Below are 17,599 nucleotides of genomic sequence, written 5' to 3'. Positions count from 1 at the left end.
CCCGCCTTACGAATGCCCGAGATCCGCCTCGGCCTCGGTCTCCTCCACCCCCACGGACACCGACCCGGAGTCGGGAGACGGCCGCAGCGGGAAGGGATCCACCCGCGTCTCGTCCAGCCGCGGCGGCGCCGGCCGGGGCGGCGCCGGCATGACCGCCGCCTCGGAGTGCCCGCCACACCCGTACGTCAGCGACACCATCCGCCCGTCCGCCGGAGCGAACTCGTTCGCGCACACCCCGAAGGCCTGCCCCAGCGACCCCCCGATCGGCACAAGGAATCCACAGCTCACACACGCGGCCGGCGCGGCCTGCGCCATCGCGGTCTTCGCCCCGAACCCCTCCTCCCACCGGTCCGCGGCCGTGTGCAGCCCGTACCGGGACAGGACCCGCGCCCGCCGCATGCCGAGTTCCTCGGCGACCGCGGCGATCGACCCACGGGTCGGCGCGAACGGCAGATTCGCCGGCACCCCACCGGTGACCTCGGCGTCCTCCGCCTCCACCAGCTCGGCCATGTCGTGCGAGACCGGGGAGTTCGGCAGCGGCTCGTCCTCGCCGGAGTAGCCGGGCTCCAGCCGCAGATCCTCGGCGTCCGTGGGCAGCAGGTCGCCAGGGCCCATGTCACCGGGCCGGAGCCGCTCGCTCCACGGCACCCACTCCGGCGCGAGCAGCGCGTCGGGGCCGGGCAGCAGGACGACCTCGTCCAGCGTCACGAACTTCGCCCGTGAGGCCCGGGCGACGGTGACGGCCCAGCGCCAGCCCCGGTAGCCCATCTCCTTGCACTCGAAGAAGTGCGTCACGACACGGTCGCCCTCGGAGACGAGCCCCGCGTGTTCACCCACCACGCCTGGCGCGGCGGCCTCCTCGGCGGCGGAGCGGGCCAGGTCGACGGCCTCGGCACACAGGCGGTCGGGGGTGCGGCTTCGCGTTGTCGCTGCGCTCACAGGTATCGCTTCTCTCCTACGCCGTCTCACGAGTGCGCCTCCCTCGGCGGGGGGTGCGGACGGAGCGGACCAGTGGGCCGCGTCGACGTCCGCGCCCGATCGCACTCGGGCGCACCTATGTCATCCATTCTGCGGGATGAACGAGAGGCGCGCGGCCGAGAACAACCGCCGCAGGCGCGCTATGCACGCTACCTTCTCCCGGGCTCCACGCCCACACCGACGTTACGGTTCCGCGATTCCGCTGCGCTCGGCCTGGGCCGGAGCGGGTGTCTTCGGGGGCCGGACAAGCGGTGTCGGCTGTTGGCGGGAAAACGCCGTGGCCTGCGGCCCGGCCCCGCGAGAGAGCTCGGGAGGCGGGGTCGTCGGGCGTCCGCGGGTCCGGTGGGGCTTCTCGCGCAGTTCCCCGCGCCCCTGAAAACCCGGGGCTACGCCCCACGCTTTTCACCCCCGCAGAACCGTCGTCTTTCAGGCCCGCAGGGGCCTGGAGCTTTTAGGGGCGCGGGGAACTGCGCGAGAAGCCCCACGCACCCGCAGCCACCCACACACCCAAGCCACCCCACCCCCCAACACCCACCCACCCACCCTCGCCCAACACACACCCCCACCAGCCATCCGAGCGGTAAACCCGCTACACCCCCCGTCTTCGGGGCACTATGACGAGGTGACCGGCGCCGAGCGGAGCGGAGCGCGCGGATCGGGTCGGGTGACCGGCGCCGTCCGCTCGGTGGGCCGCGCCCTGCACCTCCCGGTCACCGGCCCGGCCCGAGGCATCCGCAGGGCCACCCACGCACACGGCGCCGGCGAATCCGGCCTCGGCAAACTCATCGAACTGCACGGTGTGAACGGCGCCGGCGACGTGATGATCACCGTCTCCCTCGCCTCCACGGTCTTCTTCTCCGTCCCCACCGACGAGGCCCGCGGCCGAGTCGCCCTCTACCTCGCCATCACCCTCGCCCCCTTCGCCCTCCTCGCCCCCGTCGTCGGCCCCCTCCTGGACCGCCTCCCGCACGGCCGCCGCGCCGCGATGGCAGGCGCCATGCTGGCCAGGGCCTTCCTCGCCCTGATCCTCGTCGGCGCCGTCGAGACCGGCGGCATCGAGCTGTACCCCGCCGCCCTGGGCGTCCTGGTCGCGTCGAAGGCGTACGGGGTGGTCCGCAGCGCGGTCGTACCCCGGCTGCTCCCGCTCGGGTTCTCCCTGGTGAAGGCCAACTCCCGGGTCACCCTCTGCGGTCTGCTCGCCACCGGCGTCGCCGCGCCCATCGGCGCCGGACTCCAGGCGCTCGGCCCGCGCTGGCCGCTCTACGGCGCCTTCGTGATCTTCCTCGCGGGTACGTTCCTCTCCTTCACGCTCCCCTCGAAGGTCGACTCCGCGAAGGGCGAGGACCGGGCCCTGCTCGCGGCCGACCCTGAGCATCTGCACGGCCCGCACCGCAGCAGCACCCTGAAACGGCCGGGCCTGCGGACGGTCGGCCCGGCGGTCACGCACGCGCTCGTCGCGAACGCCGCCCTGCGCTGTCTCTCCGGCTTCCTGATCTTCTTCCTGGCGTTCCTGCTGCGCATCCACCCGCTGAACGGCCAGAGCGCCGCCGTGTCGCTGGGCATGGTCGCCGTGGCCGCCGGTACGGGCAACGCGCTGGGCACCGCCGTGGGGGCGTGGGTGAAGCAGCGGTCGCCGGAAATGATCATCGTGGCCGTCGTCGCCGTCGAACTCGGAGTGGCGATCACGGCGGCCCTTTTCTTCGGCTGGTTCTTCGTCGCGTTCCTCGGCGCGGTCGCCGGGTTCTCGCAGGCCCTGTCGAAGCTGTGCCTGGACGCCCTGATCCAGCGCGACGTCCCCGAACTCGTGCGGACCTCCGCCTTCGCCCGCTCCGAGACCCTGCTCCAGATGTCCTGGGTGGTCGGCGGCGCCATCGGTATCGCTCTCCCCCTCAACGGCACCCTCGGCCTCTCCGTGGCCGCCGCGATCGTCGCCGTCGGCTGGCTCACCACGGTCCGCGGCCTCCTCTCCTCCGCCCGCCACGGAGGGGCGCCCCGCGCCCGCGTGGCCTGACCGAAGGCCCCGCCGACCCGGCACGCCGTACCCCACGTAGGGGCACCCCCGGGCACGCCAGATAGCCTTCGCCCATGACCTTCCCGCGTTCCCGTCGCGCCGCAGCCACTCTCGGCGCCGTTTCCGCCGGACTTCTCGTCCTGTCGGCCTGCGATGAGCCGACGCCGATGGCGACCGTCACGATCGGCACCGACTCGATCAGCGCCGAGGCCGCGTGCTACCGGACCCTCGATGCCGCCGGGGCCGCGGAGTGCGCGAAGGAGAAGCCCTCCAAGTCCATCGAGCTGCCCTCCGACGAGACCCTGCGCATCGGTGTCGACCCGGAGATCGCGGACAGGGGCTGGACCCTGTGGATCGACGGACAGCCGGCCCTCAACGAGACGTTCACGAAGACGTACAAGTCCTTCGAGAACCCCGGCCTCTTCGCCGCCCAGCCCGGTCAGCCCAAACAGAAGTCGCTGACGATCAGCATCGTCGAGCAGAACGAGGCGGGGTCGGAGATCAAGGGCGTGTGGAACTTCGAGCTGAAGAACCCGGACGCCTGATCCCCGGCCGCCGCGCATGCGCATCCTCGTAGCCACCGCCGTCCCCGCCGAACGGGACGCGGTGGCACGAGCGCTTCCGGGCCCCGCCACCGAGACCCGCCTCCCGGCGGCGACCCTCCACGGCTTCCGTACGCCCCCGCACGACTACGACCTCCTCGCGGCCGGTGTGGGCCCCGCCCTCGCCGCCGCCTCCGTCGCCGGCGCGCTGACCGCCGCCGTCCTGGAGGGCCGGCCGTACGGGCTGGTCGTGTCCGCCGGGATCGCGGGCGGTTTCCAGCCCGAGGCGCCCCTCGGCTCGCTCGTCCTCGCCGACGAGATCACGGCCGCCGATCTGGGCGCCGAGACCCCGGACGGCTTCGTCCCGGTCACCGACCTGGGCTTCGGCACCGTCACCCACCGCCCGCCGCCGCATCTCGTACGGGCCGTCGCGACCGCCACCGGCGCCCGTACCGGCACCGTGCTCACCGTCTCCACGGTCACCGGCAGCGCCGCGCGCGCGACCGCCCTGCGGGACCGCCACCCGGGCGCGCTGGCCGAGGCGATGGAGGGCTTCGGGGTCGCCGAGGCCGCCGCCGCGCACACCACGCCCGTCCTCGAACTGCGCGCCGTCTCCAACCCCGTGGGCCCGCGCGACCGCGCGGCCTGGCGCATCGGCGACGCGCTGACCGCACTCACCGAGGCCGTCGGGAAGCTGACGCCCGTACTGGAGAGTTGGGACCCACATGACCCCCATGAGCCCCATGACGCCCCTGAGCTCTGAAGCGCCGAACGACCCGCTGCGGATCGCGTACTCCCCCTGCCCCAACGACACCTTCGTCTTCGACGCCTGGGCCCACGGCCGGATCCCCGGCGCGCCCGCGCTCGACGTGACGTTCGCGGACATCGACATCACCAACGGCATGGCCGAACGCGGCGACCTCGACGTACTGAAGGTGTCGTACGCCGTCCTGCCGTACGTCCTCGACGACTACGCGCTGCTGCCCTGCGGCGGTGCGCTCGGGCGGGGCTGTGGCCCGCTGGTGCTGACGCGGGAGCCGGGCACGGACCTCACCGGCCGTACGGTGGCCGTGCCGAGCGAGCGGTCGACGGCGTATCTGCTCTTCCGTCTCTGGGCGGCGGACACCCTGCCCGGCGGGGTCGGGGAGATCGTGGTGATGCCGTTCCACGAGATCATGCCGGCCGTCCGGGACGGCAAGGTCGACGCCGGTCTCGTCATCCACGAGGCCCGCTTCACGTACCAGAACTACGGCCTCCACAAGCTCGCCGACATGGGCGAGCACTGGGAGGACACCACGGGCCTGCCGATCCCGCTGGGCGCGATCATCGCCAAGCGCTCGCTGGGCGCGGAGACGCTGACCGGGCTGGCGGAGACGATCCGCGCCTCCGTCCGCGCCGCGTGGGACGACCCCGCCGCCTCCCGCCCGTACGTCCTCGAACACGCCCAGGAGATGGACCCGGCCGTCGCCGACCAGCACATCGGCCTGTACGTCAACGAGTTCACGGCCGGCCTCGGCGAGGACGGCTACGCGGCGGTCAGGGGTCTGCTCACCCGCGCGGCGGCCGAGGGACTGGTACCGCCCCTCGGCCCGGACGCGCTCGAATTCCCTTGAGAACGGCTGGAGTCGGCGGCCCTAGACGTCCAACTGGTCGGCGACGGCGCGCAGCAGACCCGCGATCTTCTTGCCTGCGGGGCGGTCGGGATAACGCCCCCGCTCCAGCATCGGCGTGATGTTCTCCAGCAGCGTCGTCAGATCCTGCACGATCGAGGCCAGCTCGTCGGGCTTCTTGCGCTGCGCGGCGGCGACCGAGGGGGCCGGCTCCAGGATCGTCACGGAGAGGGCCTGGTCGCCGCGCTGACCCGCGACGACTCCGAACTCGACCTTCTGGCCCGGCTTCAAGGTGTCGACACCGGCGGGCAGTACGGAGGAGTGGACGAAGACGTCACCGCCGTCGTCGCGGGAGAGAAAGCCGAAGCCCTTCTCACTGTTGAACCATTTGACCTTGCCGGTAGGCACGTCTGTCCTCGTCCTCGTACTCGTCGGGAAAATGCGTCTGAAAGGTGTTCTCGGTGTGTGCAAACCGCTCTGGACAGCACTACAGCGGGTCGTCGGACCCGCCGGTCCCCAGCCTATTGGTCCGGGGGCGGGTGACAAGACGTCGGCCGACTGTTCCCTCGCGCTGGGAACTACCCTGGTCGGGTGCGTGACAAAACCCAACCGAATTCCGCCGAACCCGGTGACCGGCTGATCCGTGTCGGTGCCATCGTCTTCATCGTCGGCGCCGTGGCCACACTCGTCACCGTGGCCCCGCTGTTCCTCGGAACGACTCCATTCCCCACCTTCATGTTCGTCCTGAGCATGCTGATGGGCGTCGGATTTCTCATCGCCGGCGCGGGAGTCCTCCAGTCCGTCGCGGCGGGCCGCAGAAGGGCGCGCGAGGCCCGTTCCTAACTGCTGATGTGCGGCTGCTGTCGGTGGTAGGTCCTGAGCCACTCCGGGAACGCGGTCAGATCCGTGAGGACGACATCGGCACCGGCCTCGCGCAGCTCCCGCTCGTCGCAGGGCCCGGTGGCGACGGCGACCGAGTACGCTCGCGCGCTGCGGGCGCCGCGTACGTCGCCGGTGTGGTCGCCGACGTACACGCTCGCGCCGTGCTCGCGCAGCGCCTCCGCCTTGGCCTCCGCCCACAGGTCGCCGACCAGTTCGTCCGGCTCCATGCCGAGGTGCTCCAGGTGCAGCTTGGCGTTGGGCTCGTACTTGGCGGTGACCACGATCGCCCGGCCGCCGGCGGCCCGGACCGCCGCGATCGCCTCCGGCGCGCCCGGCATCGCGGGGGTCGCGGCGATCGCGATCGCCGGGTACATCTCCCGGTAGAGGTCCGCCATCCCCGGGATCTCCGCCTCCGGGAACCAGTACGCCAGCTCCTCCGCGAGCGGCGGCCCCAGCCGCGTGATCGCCAGATCGGCGTCGATGTACGCCCCCGTCCGCGCCGCCAACGCCACGTAACAGGCGTGGATCCCCGGCCGCGAATCGATCAACGTCATGTCGAGATCGAACCCGACGGTCAACACGCGAGAAGTCATACCGCCCATTGTGAGCCGGGGCGGGTGTCCGGCCGGGGGAGGGGGTGGGGGGGGCGGTTCGTCGGCGAGTGCGGGCCCGGTGGGGGCTGATCGCGCAGTTCCCCGCGCCCCTAAAAGATCAGGCCCCTGCGGGCCTGAAACCGACGGGACTGCGGGCTGAAAAAGCAGTGGGCGCAGCCCCTGCTTTTTCAGGGGCGCGGGGAACTGCGCGAGAAGCCCCACGCACCCGCACCCACCCACGCACCCAAACCACCCCCCACCCCCAAACAACCCACCCACCCCCAACCACCCCACGGGGTCGAAGGGGCAGCGCCCCTGGGGATGGGACGGGTAGGGGCGGCGGGGGCGAGGAAAAGGGCAGGTCAACGGGGGCGTTGGGAGCGCCAGAGGAGATACAGGGCGGAGGAGACCGCGGCAACCCGAAGCATCCACGGCCACGCATCACTGAGCGCATCGCTCATATGCCCCTGAGCAATGGGCTCCCCCCACCTCCCCTCATTACGCCCCCACAACCACACGACCCCACCCCCGGCCACCACCCCCGGAATCCCCATGACCGCCCACTTCGACTCCGCGGGAGTCAACCGCCGCGACAGATAGGCGATCAGCCACCCCAGCCCGAGCGGCACCAGACTCCCCATCACGGCCCCCGCCACCAACAACACGGCGGCCAGCAGCAGGAGCGGATTGCTCCACCCCCCACCGGAGCCCCGCAACCGGGGAAGGGACAACCGCCGACGCCGCCCACCCTCCTCCGAGACGACCGCCGGAGCGACCTCCTCCTCGACCGCCCCCCGCTCCCCCCGCCCCTCCCCCGCCGCCTCCACCGGCGGCGGCGGCTTCAACAACTCGGGAATCTCCACACCCCCGACAAACCCCGGCACGGAGTCCCCGAGCCCGAACCCGATGTCCCCGCCCCCGGGCACCCCACCCCCACCGACCCGCCACCAGTCGGGCTGCGCGTCCCCGTCGCCCAGCTCATGCAGCGGAGCGAGATGCGGCGGAGCGGCCCCACCCCCCACCGACGGCGGCGACACGCCATCGGCGGGACGCGGCCGCGGCACGACCCGCCGCAGCCCCTTGGACAACCCCTTGGCCCGCTCCCCGGCGCCCCCGGCGTCCCCCGCACCCTCCGCGTCGCCCTCACCCCCACCACCGGTCACCCGCTGCACGGGCACGGCGGCGGCAGGCGGCTCCGGTACGTCACCGGGCGCGCCCGCACCCTCGACGACCTCGTCCGGGGTGCCCAGACGGGCGATGATGCGCCGTACGGCGGCCGGGCTGTCCACCGGCGCCTTGGCCCGCCGCCGGTCGATCTCGTCCCGCAGCCCCGACACCAGCCGCATCCGCGTCGCCGACGGCAACTGCCGCTGCTGAGCCAGATCACCGACCCGGCTCAGATACTCATAGACGACCTGGTCGCTCTCAATCCCCACGAAGCCCCTCCGGGGTTGGCGCGCGTACTCCCCTGACGGTATCGCTTCCGAGCGCGGTCCTCGGGGGCCGAGCGGGGGTCGGATCCGTTGCTCGGCGCTTCCGAGGCGCCGCCGCGCCCACCCGCCCCCAACGGCACGACGACGAGAAGGGGCGCAGCCCCCTCCAGGGGCGCGGGGAACTGCGCGACCAGCCCCCACCGACCCGACACCGACACGACGACCCGCAGCCACGACGACGAGAGGGGGCGCAGCCCCCTTCAGGGGCGCGGGGAACTGCGCGAGAAGCCCCACCGACCCGCAGCCGCCCGAACACACGCACCCCCGAGCTACTGGGCGCCCCGGTCCGGCGCAGCCCCTCCGCTACGGTTGGCCGGATGAGCACCGAGGAGCACACCCCCACGGAGACGGCGCCCGCCGGTGGAGCCCCCCGTTCCCTGGCGGAGGCGCTGCGCGGGCGGGACGACCGTTCGCTCGCCGTGCTGCTCCGGGCCCGGCCGGACCTCATCACGCCCGTGCCGACCGACCTGACCCAGCTGGCGACCCGGGCGGGGACGCGTGCGTCGGTCGTACGGGCCCTGGAACGCCTGGACCGGTTCGCCCTACAGACGGCGCAGGCCCTGGCCGTGGCGTCCGACCCGGCGCCGTACGACGAACTCGCCTCCCTGCTGGCCGGTGACGACGCGGACCCCGCCGTCACCGCCGCGCTGCCGCACGCGCTCGGCGCCCTGCGGGACCAGGCCCTGGTGTGGGGCCCCGACGACCGTCTCCGCCTCGTCCGCACGGCCCGTGAGCTGCTCGCGCCCTCCCCGCAGCACCCTTCCCCGACCGGTCTCGGCCCGACCGTCGCGGAGGCCACGGCGGGCATGTCGCCGGGGCGGGTGCAGGAGATCGTCGTGGAGGCGGGCCTGGCGAGCACGCACGACTCCGTGTCGGCCGTCACCGCGCTCGGCGGGCTGTTCACCGACCGCCGCCGCATGGCCGCGCTGCTCGCCACCGCGCCCCCGGAGTCCCTGGACGTCCTGACCCGGCTGGTGTGGGGGCCGCCGTACGGCCAGGTCACCGCCGCTCCGGCGGCGCATCTGCGCTGGCTCCTGGACCGGGGGCTGCTCCTGCCGACCGCCCCGGGCACGGTCGTCATCCCCCGTGAGGTCGCCCTGCATCTGCGGTCGGGCCGCGCGCACCGGGAGACCCGGCCCGTGCCGCCGCCCGTCGAGGCGTCGGCCACGCACCGTCCACAGGTTGTGGACGCGACGGCGGCCGGACAGGCGTACACCGCGCTGGCGACCGTGGAGGAGCTGCTGAAGGACTGGGACGAGGGCGGGCCGGGCGTCCTGCGCGCGGGCGGGCTCAGTGTGCGGGACCTGAAACGGACCGCGGTGGCCCTCGACATGCCCGAGCCGGTCGCCGCCTTCTGGATCGAACTCGCCTACGCCGCCGGGCTGTTGGCCTCGGACGGCGAGGCCGACGAACGGTACGCGGCGACCCCCGCGTACGACGAGTGGCTGGAGCTGCCCGCCGCCGAGCGCTGGGCGCGGCTCGCCTCGGCCTGGCTGACGGCGACCCGTACGGCCGGGGTGATCGGCGAACGGGACGCCAAGGAACGTACGTTGTCGGCGCTGGGCCCGGGCCTGGACCGTTCGGCCGCGCCCGAGGTCCGCCACCGGGTCCTCGCACTGCTCGCCGGGCTCCCGGAGGGCACCTCGGCCACCCCCGACTCCGTCCTGGCCCGCCTCCACTGGGAACGCCCCACCCGCGGCGGCCAGCAGCCCCCACAACAGCAGCAGGCCGCGCAGCCCCGCCAGGCCGACGATCTGCGGGCCCGGATCGCCCGGTGGACCCTCTCCGAGGCCGAGACGCTCGGTGTCACCGGGCGCGGTGCCCTGTCCTCGCACGGCCGCGCGCTCCTCGGTTTCCCGCCCGAGGCCCCGGCCACCGCCGACCTGCCGGAGACCCCCGGCGACAAGCTCCCCGCCCACCACGTCCCGCTGCCGCACCCTCCCGCGCCCGCGCTCACCGCCTCGCACGCCCCCGACCCCGTCGCCGAGCAGGCGGCGGCCGCCTCCCGGGCCGCGCGGCTGCTCGCGCCGCTGCTTCCCGAGCCGCTGAACCACGTCCTGTTGCAGGCGGACCTGACGGCCGTGGCGCCCGGCCCGCTGAAGCGTCCGCTGGCCGACGCGCTGGGCGTCCTGGCGGACGTGGAGTCGAAGGGTGGCGCGACGGTGTACCGGTTCACGCCGGGGTCCGTGCGCCGGGCGCTGGACGCGGGCCGCAGCGCCTCCGATCTGCATGACTTCCTGACCGCCCACTCGCGTACGCCGGTCCCGCAGCCGCTCGCCTATCTGATCGACGACGTGGCCCGGCGCCACGGTCATCTGCGGATCGGCGCGGCGTCGGCGTATGTGCGCTGTGACGACGACGCGATGCTCAGCGAGATCCTCGCCGACAAGCGGTCGGGGGGGCTCGGGCTGCGGCGTCTGGCGCCGACCGTGCTGGCGGCCCAGGCGGACCCGGCGACGCTGCTCGACGGGCTGCGGGCGATGGGGTACGCGCCGGCCGCCGAGTCCGCGGAGGGCGATGTCCTGATCACCCGGGCCCATGCCCACCGCACCCCGCCCCGTACGGCCCCGGAGCCCGTCCCGGACGGTCCCCCGGCCCCGGACGACACGCTGCTGGGCGCCGCGATCCGGGCGATCCGCGCCGGTGACCTGGCCTCCACCACGCCCCGCAAGGCGACGGCCGGGGACCCGGCCCCGTCCGGCGCCCTGCCCCGTACGGGCTCCGCCGAGACCCTGGCGACGATGCAGGCCGCCGTCCTCACCGGCGAGGCCCTGTGGATCGGTTACGTCAACGCCGAGGGCTCCGCCAGTCAGCGCGTCATCGCCCCGGTCCGGGTCGAGGGCGGTTTCGTGACGGCGTACGACCATACGGCGGACGAGGTGCGGACGTTCCCGCTGCACCGGATCACGGGCGTCGCGGAACTGGCGGACGACCCGACCTGAGCGCCGGGCCGTCCCACTCGTCCCCCGGCCCGCTCACCGGTCCGGCCGAGTTGATCAAACCGTCGCTCGCCCATCACCCGTTCGGGCGTACGCCGGAGTTCATGCAGGCCACCCGGTCATTTCACCCCGATGGGCGGTCGCGGACGGGGGCGCGCATCGGGCCGGGGCCGGCGGGGCAGCCACCCTGTGTCCGATCGAGATCGACTCCTGCGCTCGAAAGGCCCACACGTACGCATGCGCCCCCTCGTCACGCTCGTCTCCGCCGCCGTCGCCGTCGCCCTGGTGGGCGCGCTCGCCTCCCCCGCCGCGGCCAACCCGCCCCTGCCCCTTCCCGAACTCGGCACCCTGGTCGGCGACAGCATCACCCTGGAAGGACCCCTGATCCAGAACGTCAGCCTCCTGAAGTAGCGCGCCGCAGCCGGTAGCTGTCCCCTTCGAGACGGACGATCTCGGCGTGGTGCGCGAGGCGGTCGACCATCGCCGGGGCGGCCCCGCCGAAGATCTCCTCCCAGCGGCCGAGCGGGCGGTCGCTGGTCACGACCAGCGAGGCCCGCTCGTAGCGGTGCGCGATCAGCTGGAAGAAGAGCCGGGCGGTGTCCGCGTCGAAGGGGAGATAGCCGACCTCGTCGACGATCAGCAGGGGGCAGGCGTCGAGCGCGGACAGTTCCTCCGCCAGCCTGCCCTCGTCCCGTGCCCCGGCCAGCCGTGCGGCCCACTCCGTGGCGGTCGCGAACAGCACCCGGTGCCCGGCGTGGCAGGCCCGTACGCCGAGCCCGATCGCCAGATGGGTCTTGCCGGTGCCGGGGGCGCCGACGAACACCACGTTCCGCCCGGTGGAGACGAAGTCCAGCGTCCCGAGCCGCGCCAGCAGCCGCCGGTCGAAGGAGCGCGGGTGCCCCTCGTCGAACTCCTCCAGCAGCTTCCGCGCCGGGAACCCGGCCGCCCGCACCCGGCCCTCGACCCCGGCCTCGGCCTCGTGCGGCACGCGCCGGGCCTCGTACTGCACGAGCCGCGTCCCGCCCTGCGTGAACCGGGTCTCGTAGGGGGAGACCCGGCTCTCGTAGGTCACGTAGTTCTCGTACGAGGTGGCCTGGGCCGGGATCGGCAGCGGCGTCCGCAGGAGAACGGGGGCGGCGGGCTCCCTCGACCGGGCCGGTGCCGCCGGCTCGACCGGCTCCATCGGCTCGACCGGGTGCGTCGGCTCCGTGGGTTCCGTCGGCCGGCGGGGGCCGTGCGGGGGCCTCGGGCCGTCGGGCGGGCCGGTGTGGGAGCCGTGGTGGGAGCCGTGGCCCTTGTCCTCGCGCAGCATCGGTCCCGACATGTACGCCAGGAGCACCGCCGAGGCGATGAAGGCCATGTGGATCACCGTGCCCCACAGCAGCGCGTGGTGCGAGGTGTGGTGGACGTCCACGAACATCTGGAGCAGATGGACGGAGGAGATGCCCACGATGGCGGTGGCGAGCTTGACCTTCAGTACGTTGGAATTGACATGGGAAAGCCATTCGGGCTGGTCGCGGTGGCCCTGGAGGCCGATGCGGGAGACGAAGGTCTCATAGCCGCCGACGATGGTCATGATCAGCAGATTGGCGATCATGACGACGTCGACCAGCTTGAGCACCGCGAGCATCACATAGGTCTCGGTGGCACTGCCGCTCACGCACCGGACGATTAACGTCCACAGTTCGTTGAAGAACTTGTAGACGTACACCCCCTGTGCGGCGACCAGACCGAAGTACAGCGGCGCCTGGAGCCAGCGGGTGGCGAACAGGGCGTAGCCGAGCGTGGTGCCCTGCGGGGAGACGGACGGGGTGACCGGATCGGCGGGGTCGGCCGGGATGGGTGGCTGCACGGTTCGCCATTCTTCGGAACCATTGCCGCAAATCTGAATTCCCGCCACTCAGGGGAATGAATAGACATTCAATAACACTGGTGAACGTGGGCGGGATCGCACGGGCTGGCCCGCCGCGAGAGCCCGACGATCAGGCACACTGGACGTTTGGCCGAAGCGCCGAAGAGCCCACGACGACCGGGGACGTGCACAACGCCCCCGCACTCCGGTCCGGGCCGTATCGAAAGGGTGTCGTGCGGTGAATGGTCCCCTCATCGTCCAGTCCGACAAGACGCTGCTCCTGGAGGTCGGCCACGAGCAGGCGGACGAGTGCCGTCGGGTCATCGCGCCCTTCGCCGAACTGGAACGGGCACCCGAGCACATCCACACCTACCGGGTGACCCCGCTCGGCCTGTGGAACGCGCGGGCCGCCGGGCACGACGCCGAGCAGGTCGTGGACGCGCTGGTGCAGTACAGCCGCTACCCGGTGCCGCACGCGCTGCTCGTGGACGTCGCCGAGACGATGGACCGCTACGGCCGCCTCACCCTCTCCAAGCACCCGGTGCACGGGCTCGTCCTCACCACCACCGACCGGCCGGTGCTGGAGGAGATCCTGCGGTCGAAGAAGGTCACCCCGCTCGTCGGCGCCCGGATCGACCCGGACACCGTCGCCGTGCACCCCTCCGAGCGCGGCCAGATCAAGCAGACCCTGCTGCGGCTGGGCTGGCCCGCCGAGGACCTCGCCGGGTACGTGGACGGCGAGGCGCACCCGATCGAGCTGGCCGAGGACGGCTGGGCGCTGCGCCCCTACCAGAAGCAGGCCGTGGAGAACTTCTGGCACGGCGGGAGCGGTGTGGTCGTCCTCCCCTGTGGCGCGGGCAAGACCCTCGTCGGCGCCGGGTCCATGGCCCAGGCGAAGTCGACCACCCTCATCCTCGTCACCAACACCGTCTCCGCGCGGCAGTGGAAGCACGAGCTGGTGAAGCGGACGTCGCTGACCGAGGAGGAGATCGGCGAGTACAGCGGGACGCGCAAGGAGATCCGGCCGGTCACCATCGCCACCTACCAGGTGCTGACGACCCGCCGGAAGGGCGTCTACCCGCACCTGGAGCTGTTCGACTCCCGCGACTGGGGTCTCATCGTCTACGACGAGGTGCATCTCCTTCCCGCTCCGGTCTTCAAGTTCACCGCCGATCTGCAGGCGCGCCGGCGGCTGGGGCTGACGGCGACGCTCGTCCGGGAGGACGGGCGTGAGTCGGACGTGTTCTCCCTCATCGGGCCCAAGCGGTTCGACGCGCCCTGGAAGGAGATCGAGGCGCAGGGCTATATCGCGCCCGCCGACTGCGTCGAGGTCCGGGTGAACCTGACCGACTCCGAGCGGCTCGCCTATGCCACCGCCGAGCAGGAGGAGAAGTACCGCTTCTGCTCCACGACCGCGACCAAGCGGAAGGTGGCCGAGGCGATCGTCCGCCGTTTCGCGGGGCAGCAGATCCTCGTCATCGGCCAGTACATCGACCAGCTCGACGAGCTGGGCGCCCATCTGGACGCCCCGGTGATCAAGGGCGAGACCAGCAACGCGCAGCGCGAGAAGCTCTTCGACGCGTTCCGGCAGGGCGAGATCAACGTCCTGGTGGTGTCGAAGGTCGCGAACTTCTCCATCGACCTCCCGGAGGCCACGGTCGCCATCCAGGTCTCCGGCACCTTCGGCTCCCGCCAGGAGGAGGCCCAGCGCCTCGGCCGCGTCCTGCGCCCCAAGGCCGACGGCCACCAGGCCCACTTCTACTCCGTCGTCGCCCGCGACACCATCGACCAGGACTTCGCCGCCCACCGCCAGCGCTTCCTCGCGGAACAGGGCTACGCCTACCGGATCATGGACGCGGACGAGCTGCTGACGGAGGGCTGACGGGGCTGAGCAACAGGTCACCGGGGGTACCCGCGCTCGGTTCGGCCGTCTGCTCCTGGTGATGCCGCGGATCTTCGACGACACGGACATCCTGCTGCCCGAAGAAGGCTGAGGCCGCCGACGAGGGCGGAGAAGGGCTGAGCGGCAGGATTGATCGCCCCGTGGGCCGGCCCGGGGCTCAGCGGCGTACGTCAGGTGGGCCGGGGCTCACCGGCGGCGTATGCCCGCTTCCTCCGCGTACTCGCCGAGGACGATGACGCCGAAGGCGGCGCTCGCGAAGACCTTGACGGCGCGGAGGGCGTCGGCGAGGCGGTGGCGGTTGTGGTGGTCGTCGAGGCCGGTCGCGCCGGGCGGCGAACCGGGTCGGCCGGAGGCCGATGCTGGGATGAAGGTCGCTGCACTCATGTATCCATGGTGGATCGTCCGCCTTTGGATGACATCGGTCTGCGGAGTGAACCCGCTGAGCCCCCGGCTCCCCCTCAGGTCCGGCCCACCCCTAATACCCACGACGTACGGGCCCCCTAGGGGGTACCGGGAAATGCGTTGGCACCCGCCCCCTCCCTTCACCTACACTCTCCGCTCTTGCCCGCCTCCCGTTCGTGGAGCGCCGCCGACCGGACGGAAACCGGCCGGCCACCGCCGCCCAGGCGAACTCGCTCTCAGGCACACCCTTAGGTCCCGTAGGCCACCGGAGGCACCCCCTTGCCCGCGCACCCCGACGACCCCGCGCCCAGCGCCGTCCTCGATCCCGCCGACCCCACCGACCCCCTCTCCCGCGAGCGCGCCCACCTCACCGCCTCCCGTTCCGCTCTGCGTGCCATGCGGGAGGACGTGGAGGCGCTGGACATCAAGGACGTCACCGCGAACTGGGTGAACGCGGAGGTCCTGGCCCGCCAGATCGAGGAGCGGATCAAGGCGCTCGCCGACCTGAGCCACACCCCGCTCTTCTTCGGCCGCCTCGACTATCTGCACGCCCCCGGCGCGGACCGGGCCGAGGGAGCGGAGGGGGAGCGGTTCTACATCGGGCGGCGGCACGTCCACGACGCCGACGGCGATCCGATGGTCATCGACTGGCGCGCCCCCGTCTCCCAGCCCTTCTACCGGGCCTCCAAGACCGACCCCCTGGACGTCGGCCTCCGCCGCCGCTTCGGATACACCGGCGGCGACCTCACCGCGTACGAGGACGAGCACCTCTCCGACCCCGCCGAGGCGGCGGCCACCAGCAAGCTGCTCCAGCAGGAGATCGAGCGCCCGCGCGTGGGCCCGATGCGGGACATCGTGGCGACGATCCAGCCGGAACAGGACGAGATCGTCCGCTCCGACCTCGCCGGCTCCCTCTGCGTCCAGGGCGGCCCCGGCACCGGTAAGACCGCCGTCGGCCTGCACCGCGTCGCCTATCTCCTCTACGCCCACCGCGAGCGCCTCGCCCGCACCGGCACCCTCGTCATCGGGCCGAACCGCTCCTTCCTCCACTACATCGAGCAGGTCCTCCCGGCGCTGGGCGAGTTGGAGGTCAAGCAGGCGACCGTCGACGACCTCGTCGCCCATGTCGAGGTGCGGGGCGCGGACGAGGCACCGGCCGCCGTCGTCAAGGGCGACGCCCGGATGGCCGAGGTGCTCCGCCGGGCCGTCCGCTCGCACGTCACCATCCCCACCGAGCCCGTCATGGTCGTACGGGGTTCACGTCGCTGGCGCGTACCGGCGTACGAACTCGAAAGCATCGTGCGGGAGTTGCTGGACCGGGAGATCCGCTACGGGGCCGCCCGCGAGGCCCTGCCGCAGCGGATCGCGCACGCCGTGCTGGTGCAGATGGAACGGTCCGGGGAGGCGCCCGACGACCGGGTGCAGGACGCGGTGGCCCGCAACGCGGCCGTGAAGGCGGCCGTCAAGGCGATCTGGCCGCCGGTCGACCCCGCCAAGCTGGTCCTGCGCCTCCTCTCCGACGCGGACTTCCTCGCCGCCCACGCGGACGGGATCCTCACCGAGGACGAGCAGAAGACGATCCTGTGGGCGAAGCCGGCGCGGAGCGTGAAGTCGGTGAAGTGGTCGGCCGCCGACGCCGTGCTCGTCGACGAGGCCACCGACCTCGTCCAGCGCACGCACTCCCTCGGGCATGTCGTCCTCGACGAGGCGCAGGACCTGTCGCCGATGCAGTACCGGGCGGTGGGGCGGCGCTGCACCACCGGTTCCGCGACCGTCCTCGGCGACCTCGCGCAGGGCACGACGCCCTGGGCGACGCGGAGTTGGGAGGAGGCGCTGACCCATCTCGGCAAGTCGGAGGCCCATGTGGAGGAGCTGACGGCCGGTTTCCGCGTCCCGACCGACGTCATCACGTACGCCTCCCGCCTCCTCCCCCACATCGCCCCCGGCCTCACGCCGGTCGCGTCGGTCCGGGAGAACCCGGGCTTCTTCGACGTACGGCCGAGCACGGACGACGCCCAGGACGCCCAAGTGGTCGCCGCCTGCGCGGAGTCGCTCCGCAACGAGGGTTCGACCGGCCTCATCGCCGCCGACGCCCGCGTCCCCGCCCTCGCCGAGGCGCTCACGGCGGCGGGCATCGGCTACCTGGCACCGGGCGAGGAGACCACGTACGAGACCCGCCTCACCCTCGTCCCGGCCTCGCTCGCCAAGGGCCTTGAGTACGACTACGTGGTCCTGGACGAGCCGCAGGCGGTCGTCGACGGCGAACCCGACGAACGGACGGGCCTGCGCCGCCTGTACGTGGCGCTCACGCGCGCGGTGTCGGGCCTGATCGTGACCCACTCGGCGCCGCTGCCGGCGCAACTCGTGCAGGCCCTGTAGGCCCTGTAGGCCCTG

15 protein-coding genes are annotated in these 17,599 nt (G+C 72.7%); 9 read left to right on the top strand and 6 right to left on the bottom strand.

Going from position 1 to position 17,599, the window contains the following annotated elements:
- Window positions 1–6: 6 nt before the first annotated feature.
- The gene (locus tag ABT147_RS17830; RefSeq protein WP_351406925.1) at window positions 7–939 is read right to left on the bottom strand and encodes a DUF3027 domain-containing protein; all 933 of its coding nucleotides are present in this window, start codon (window positions 937–939) and stop codon (window positions 7–9) included.
- Window positions 940–1,642: 703 nt separating this feature from the next.
- Here ABT147_RS17830 and ABT147_RS17825 point away from each other — a divergent pair.
- The 4 genes from ABT147_RS17825 (at window position 1,643) to ABT147_RS17810 (ending at window position 5,144) form a co-directional block, all read left to right on the top strand.
- Entirely contained in the window at window positions 1,643–2,989 is a 1,347-nt protein-coding gene (locus ABT147_RS17825; protein WP_351406923.1) for an MFS transporter, read from the top strand.
- Window positions 2,990–3,063: 74 nt separating this feature from the next.
- Entirely contained in the window at window positions 3,064–3,534 is a 471-nt protein-coding gene (locus tag ABT147_RS17820) for a hypothetical protein (protein ID WP_351406921.1), read from the top strand.
- A gap of 16 nt (window positions 3,535–3,550) precedes the next feature.
- A complete protein-coding gene (locus ABT147_RS17815; protein WP_351406919.1) occupies window positions 3,551–4,294 on the top strand; it encodes a futalosine hydrolase in 744 nt (247 codons plus the stop codon).
- Entirely contained in the window at window positions 4,275–5,144 is an 870-nt protein-coding gene (locus tag ABT147_RS17810) for a 1,4-dihydroxy-6-naphtoate synthase (protein WP_351406917.1), read from the top strand. Before ABT147_RS17815 ends, ABT147_RS17810 begins: the two co-directional genes overlap by 20 nt.
- A gap of 21 nt (window positions 5,145–5,165) precedes the next feature.
- Here ABT147_RS17810 and ABT147_RS17805 read toward each other — a convergent pair whose 3' ends face one another.
- Complete coding sequence (locus ABT147_RS17805) at window positions 5,166–5,549, bottom strand: cold-shock protein (RefSeq protein WP_351406915.1); 384 nt, start codon at window positions 5,547–5,549, stop codon at window positions 5,166–5,168.
- 183 nt (window positions 5,550–5,732) lie between these two features.
- Here ABT147_RS17805 and ABT147_RS17800 point away from each other — a divergent pair, with 183 nt between their 5' ends.
- A complete protein-coding gene (locus tag ABT147_RS17800; protein WP_351406913.1) occupies window positions 5,733–5,984 on the top strand; it encodes a hypothetical protein in 252 nt (83 codons plus the stop codon).
- Here ABT147_RS17800 and ABT147_RS17795 read toward each other — a convergent pair.
- Both ABT147_RS17795 and ABT147_RS17790 read right to left on the bottom strand, forming a co-directional pair.
- A complete protein-coding gene (locus tag ABT147_RS17795; protein WP_351406911.1) occupies window positions 5,981–6,616 on the bottom strand; it encodes an HAD family hydrolase in 636 nt (211 codons plus the stop codon). The genes ABT147_RS17800 and ABT147_RS17795 overlap by 4 nt on opposite strands.
- A 362-nt stretch (window positions 6,617–6,978) precedes the next feature.
- Window positions 6,979–8,052 carry a hypothetical protein gene (locus ABT147_RS17790; protein WP_351406909.1) on the bottom strand — a complete coding sequence of 358 codons (1,074 nt, stop codon included), beginning with the start codon at window positions 8,050–8,052 and terminating at the stop codon, window positions 6,979–6,981.
- A 374-nt stretch (window positions 8,053–8,426) separates the two neighbouring features.
- Here ABT147_RS17790 and ABT147_RS17785 point away from each other — a divergent pair, with 374 nt between their 5' ends.
- Both ABT147_RS17785 and ABT147_RS17780 read left to right on the top strand, forming a co-directional pair.
- Window positions 8,427–11,051 carry a helicase-associated domain-containing protein gene (locus ABT147_RS17785; protein ID WP_351406907.1) on the top strand — a complete coding sequence of 875 codons (2,625 nt, stop codon included), beginning with the start codon at window positions 8,427–8,429 and terminating at the stop codon, window positions 11,049–11,051.
- Window positions 11,052–11,285: 234 nt separating this feature from the next.
- A complete protein-coding gene (locus tag ABT147_RS17780) occupies window positions 11,286–11,459 on the top strand; it encodes a hypothetical protein (RefSeq protein WP_351406905.1) in 174 nt (57 codons plus the stop codon).
- Here the strand turns inward: ABT147_RS17780 and istB are convergent.
- On the bottom strand, window positions 11,443–12,900 hold the full coding sequence (gene istB, locus ABT147_RS17775) for an IS21-like element helper ATPase IstB (protein WP_351406903.1): 1,458 nt from the start codon (window positions 12,898–12,900) through the stop codon (window positions 11,443–11,445). The genes ABT147_RS17780 and istB overlap by 17 nt on opposite strands.
- 238 nt (window positions 12,901–13,138) lie before the next feature.
- Between istB and ABT147_RS17770 the strand changes: the two genes are divergently transcribed.
- Window positions 13,139–14,782 (top strand): DNA repair helicase XPB, encoded by a 1,644-nt coding sequence (locus ABT147_RS17770; protein WP_351406901.1) that lies wholly within the window; start codon window positions 13,139–13,141, stop codon window positions 14,780–14,782.
- Window positions 14,783–14,989: 207 nt separating this feature from the next.
- Here ABT147_RS17770 and ABT147_RS17765 read toward each other — a convergent pair whose 3' ends face one another.
- Window positions 14,990–15,187 (bottom strand): hypothetical protein, encoded by a 198-nt coding sequence (locus ABT147_RS17765; RefSeq protein ID WP_351406899.1) that lies wholly within the window; start codon window positions 15,185–15,187, stop codon window positions 14,990–14,992.
- 297 nt (window positions 15,188–15,484) lie between these two features.
- Here ABT147_RS17765 and ABT147_RS17760 point away from each other — a divergent pair, with 297 nt between their 5' ends.
- Window positions 15,485–17,584 carry a HelD family protein gene (locus tag ABT147_RS17760; RefSeq protein ID WP_351406897.1) on the top strand — a complete coding sequence of 700 codons (2,100 nt, stop codon included), beginning with the start codon at window positions 15,485–15,487 and terminating at the stop codon, window positions 17,582–17,584.
- The last annotated feature ends 15 nt before the right edge of the window (window positions 17,585–17,599 follow it).

Source organism: Streptomyces sp. NPDC001868 (genome assembly GCF_040297125.1).
GTDB lineage: Bacteria > Actinomycetota > Actinomycetes > Streptomycetales > Streptomycetaceae > Streptomyces.
This window is presented reverse-complemented; position numbering and strand designations above follow the sequence as displayed.

What these genes read in the sequence shown, in the direction of transcription:
- ABT147_RS17820 (WP_351406921.1), top strand. Translation starts at nt 3,064, where the DNA reads ATGACCTTCCCGCGTTCCCGTCGCGCCGCAGCCACTCTCGGCGCCGTT.
- ABT147_RS17815 (WP_351406919.1), top strand. Translation starts at nt 3,551, where the DNA reads ATGCGCATCCTCGTAGCCACCGCCGTCCCCGCCGAACGGGACGCGGTG.
- ABT147_RS17810 (WP_351406917.1), top strand. Translation starts at nt 4,275, where the DNA reads ATGACGCCCCTGAGCTCTGAAGCGCCGAACGACCCGCTGCGGATCGCG.
- ABT147_RS17795 (WP_351406911.1), bottom strand. Translation starts at nt 6,616, where the DNA reads ATGACTTCTCGCGTGTTGACCGTCGGGTTCGATCTCGACATGACGTTG.
- ABT147_RS17785 (WP_351406907.1), top strand. Translation starts at nt 8,427, where the DNA reads ATGAGCACCGAGGAGCACACCCCCACGGAGACGGCGCCCGCCGGTGGA.
- ABT147_RS17780 (WP_351406905.1), top strand. Translation starts at nt 11,286, where the DNA reads ATGCGCCCCCTCGTCACGCTCGTCTCCGCCGCCGTCGCCGTCGCCCTG.
- ABT147_RS17765 (WP_351406899.1), bottom strand. Translation starts at nt 15,187, where the DNA reads ATGAGTGCAGCGACCTTCATCCCAGCATCGGCCTCCGGCCGACCCGGT.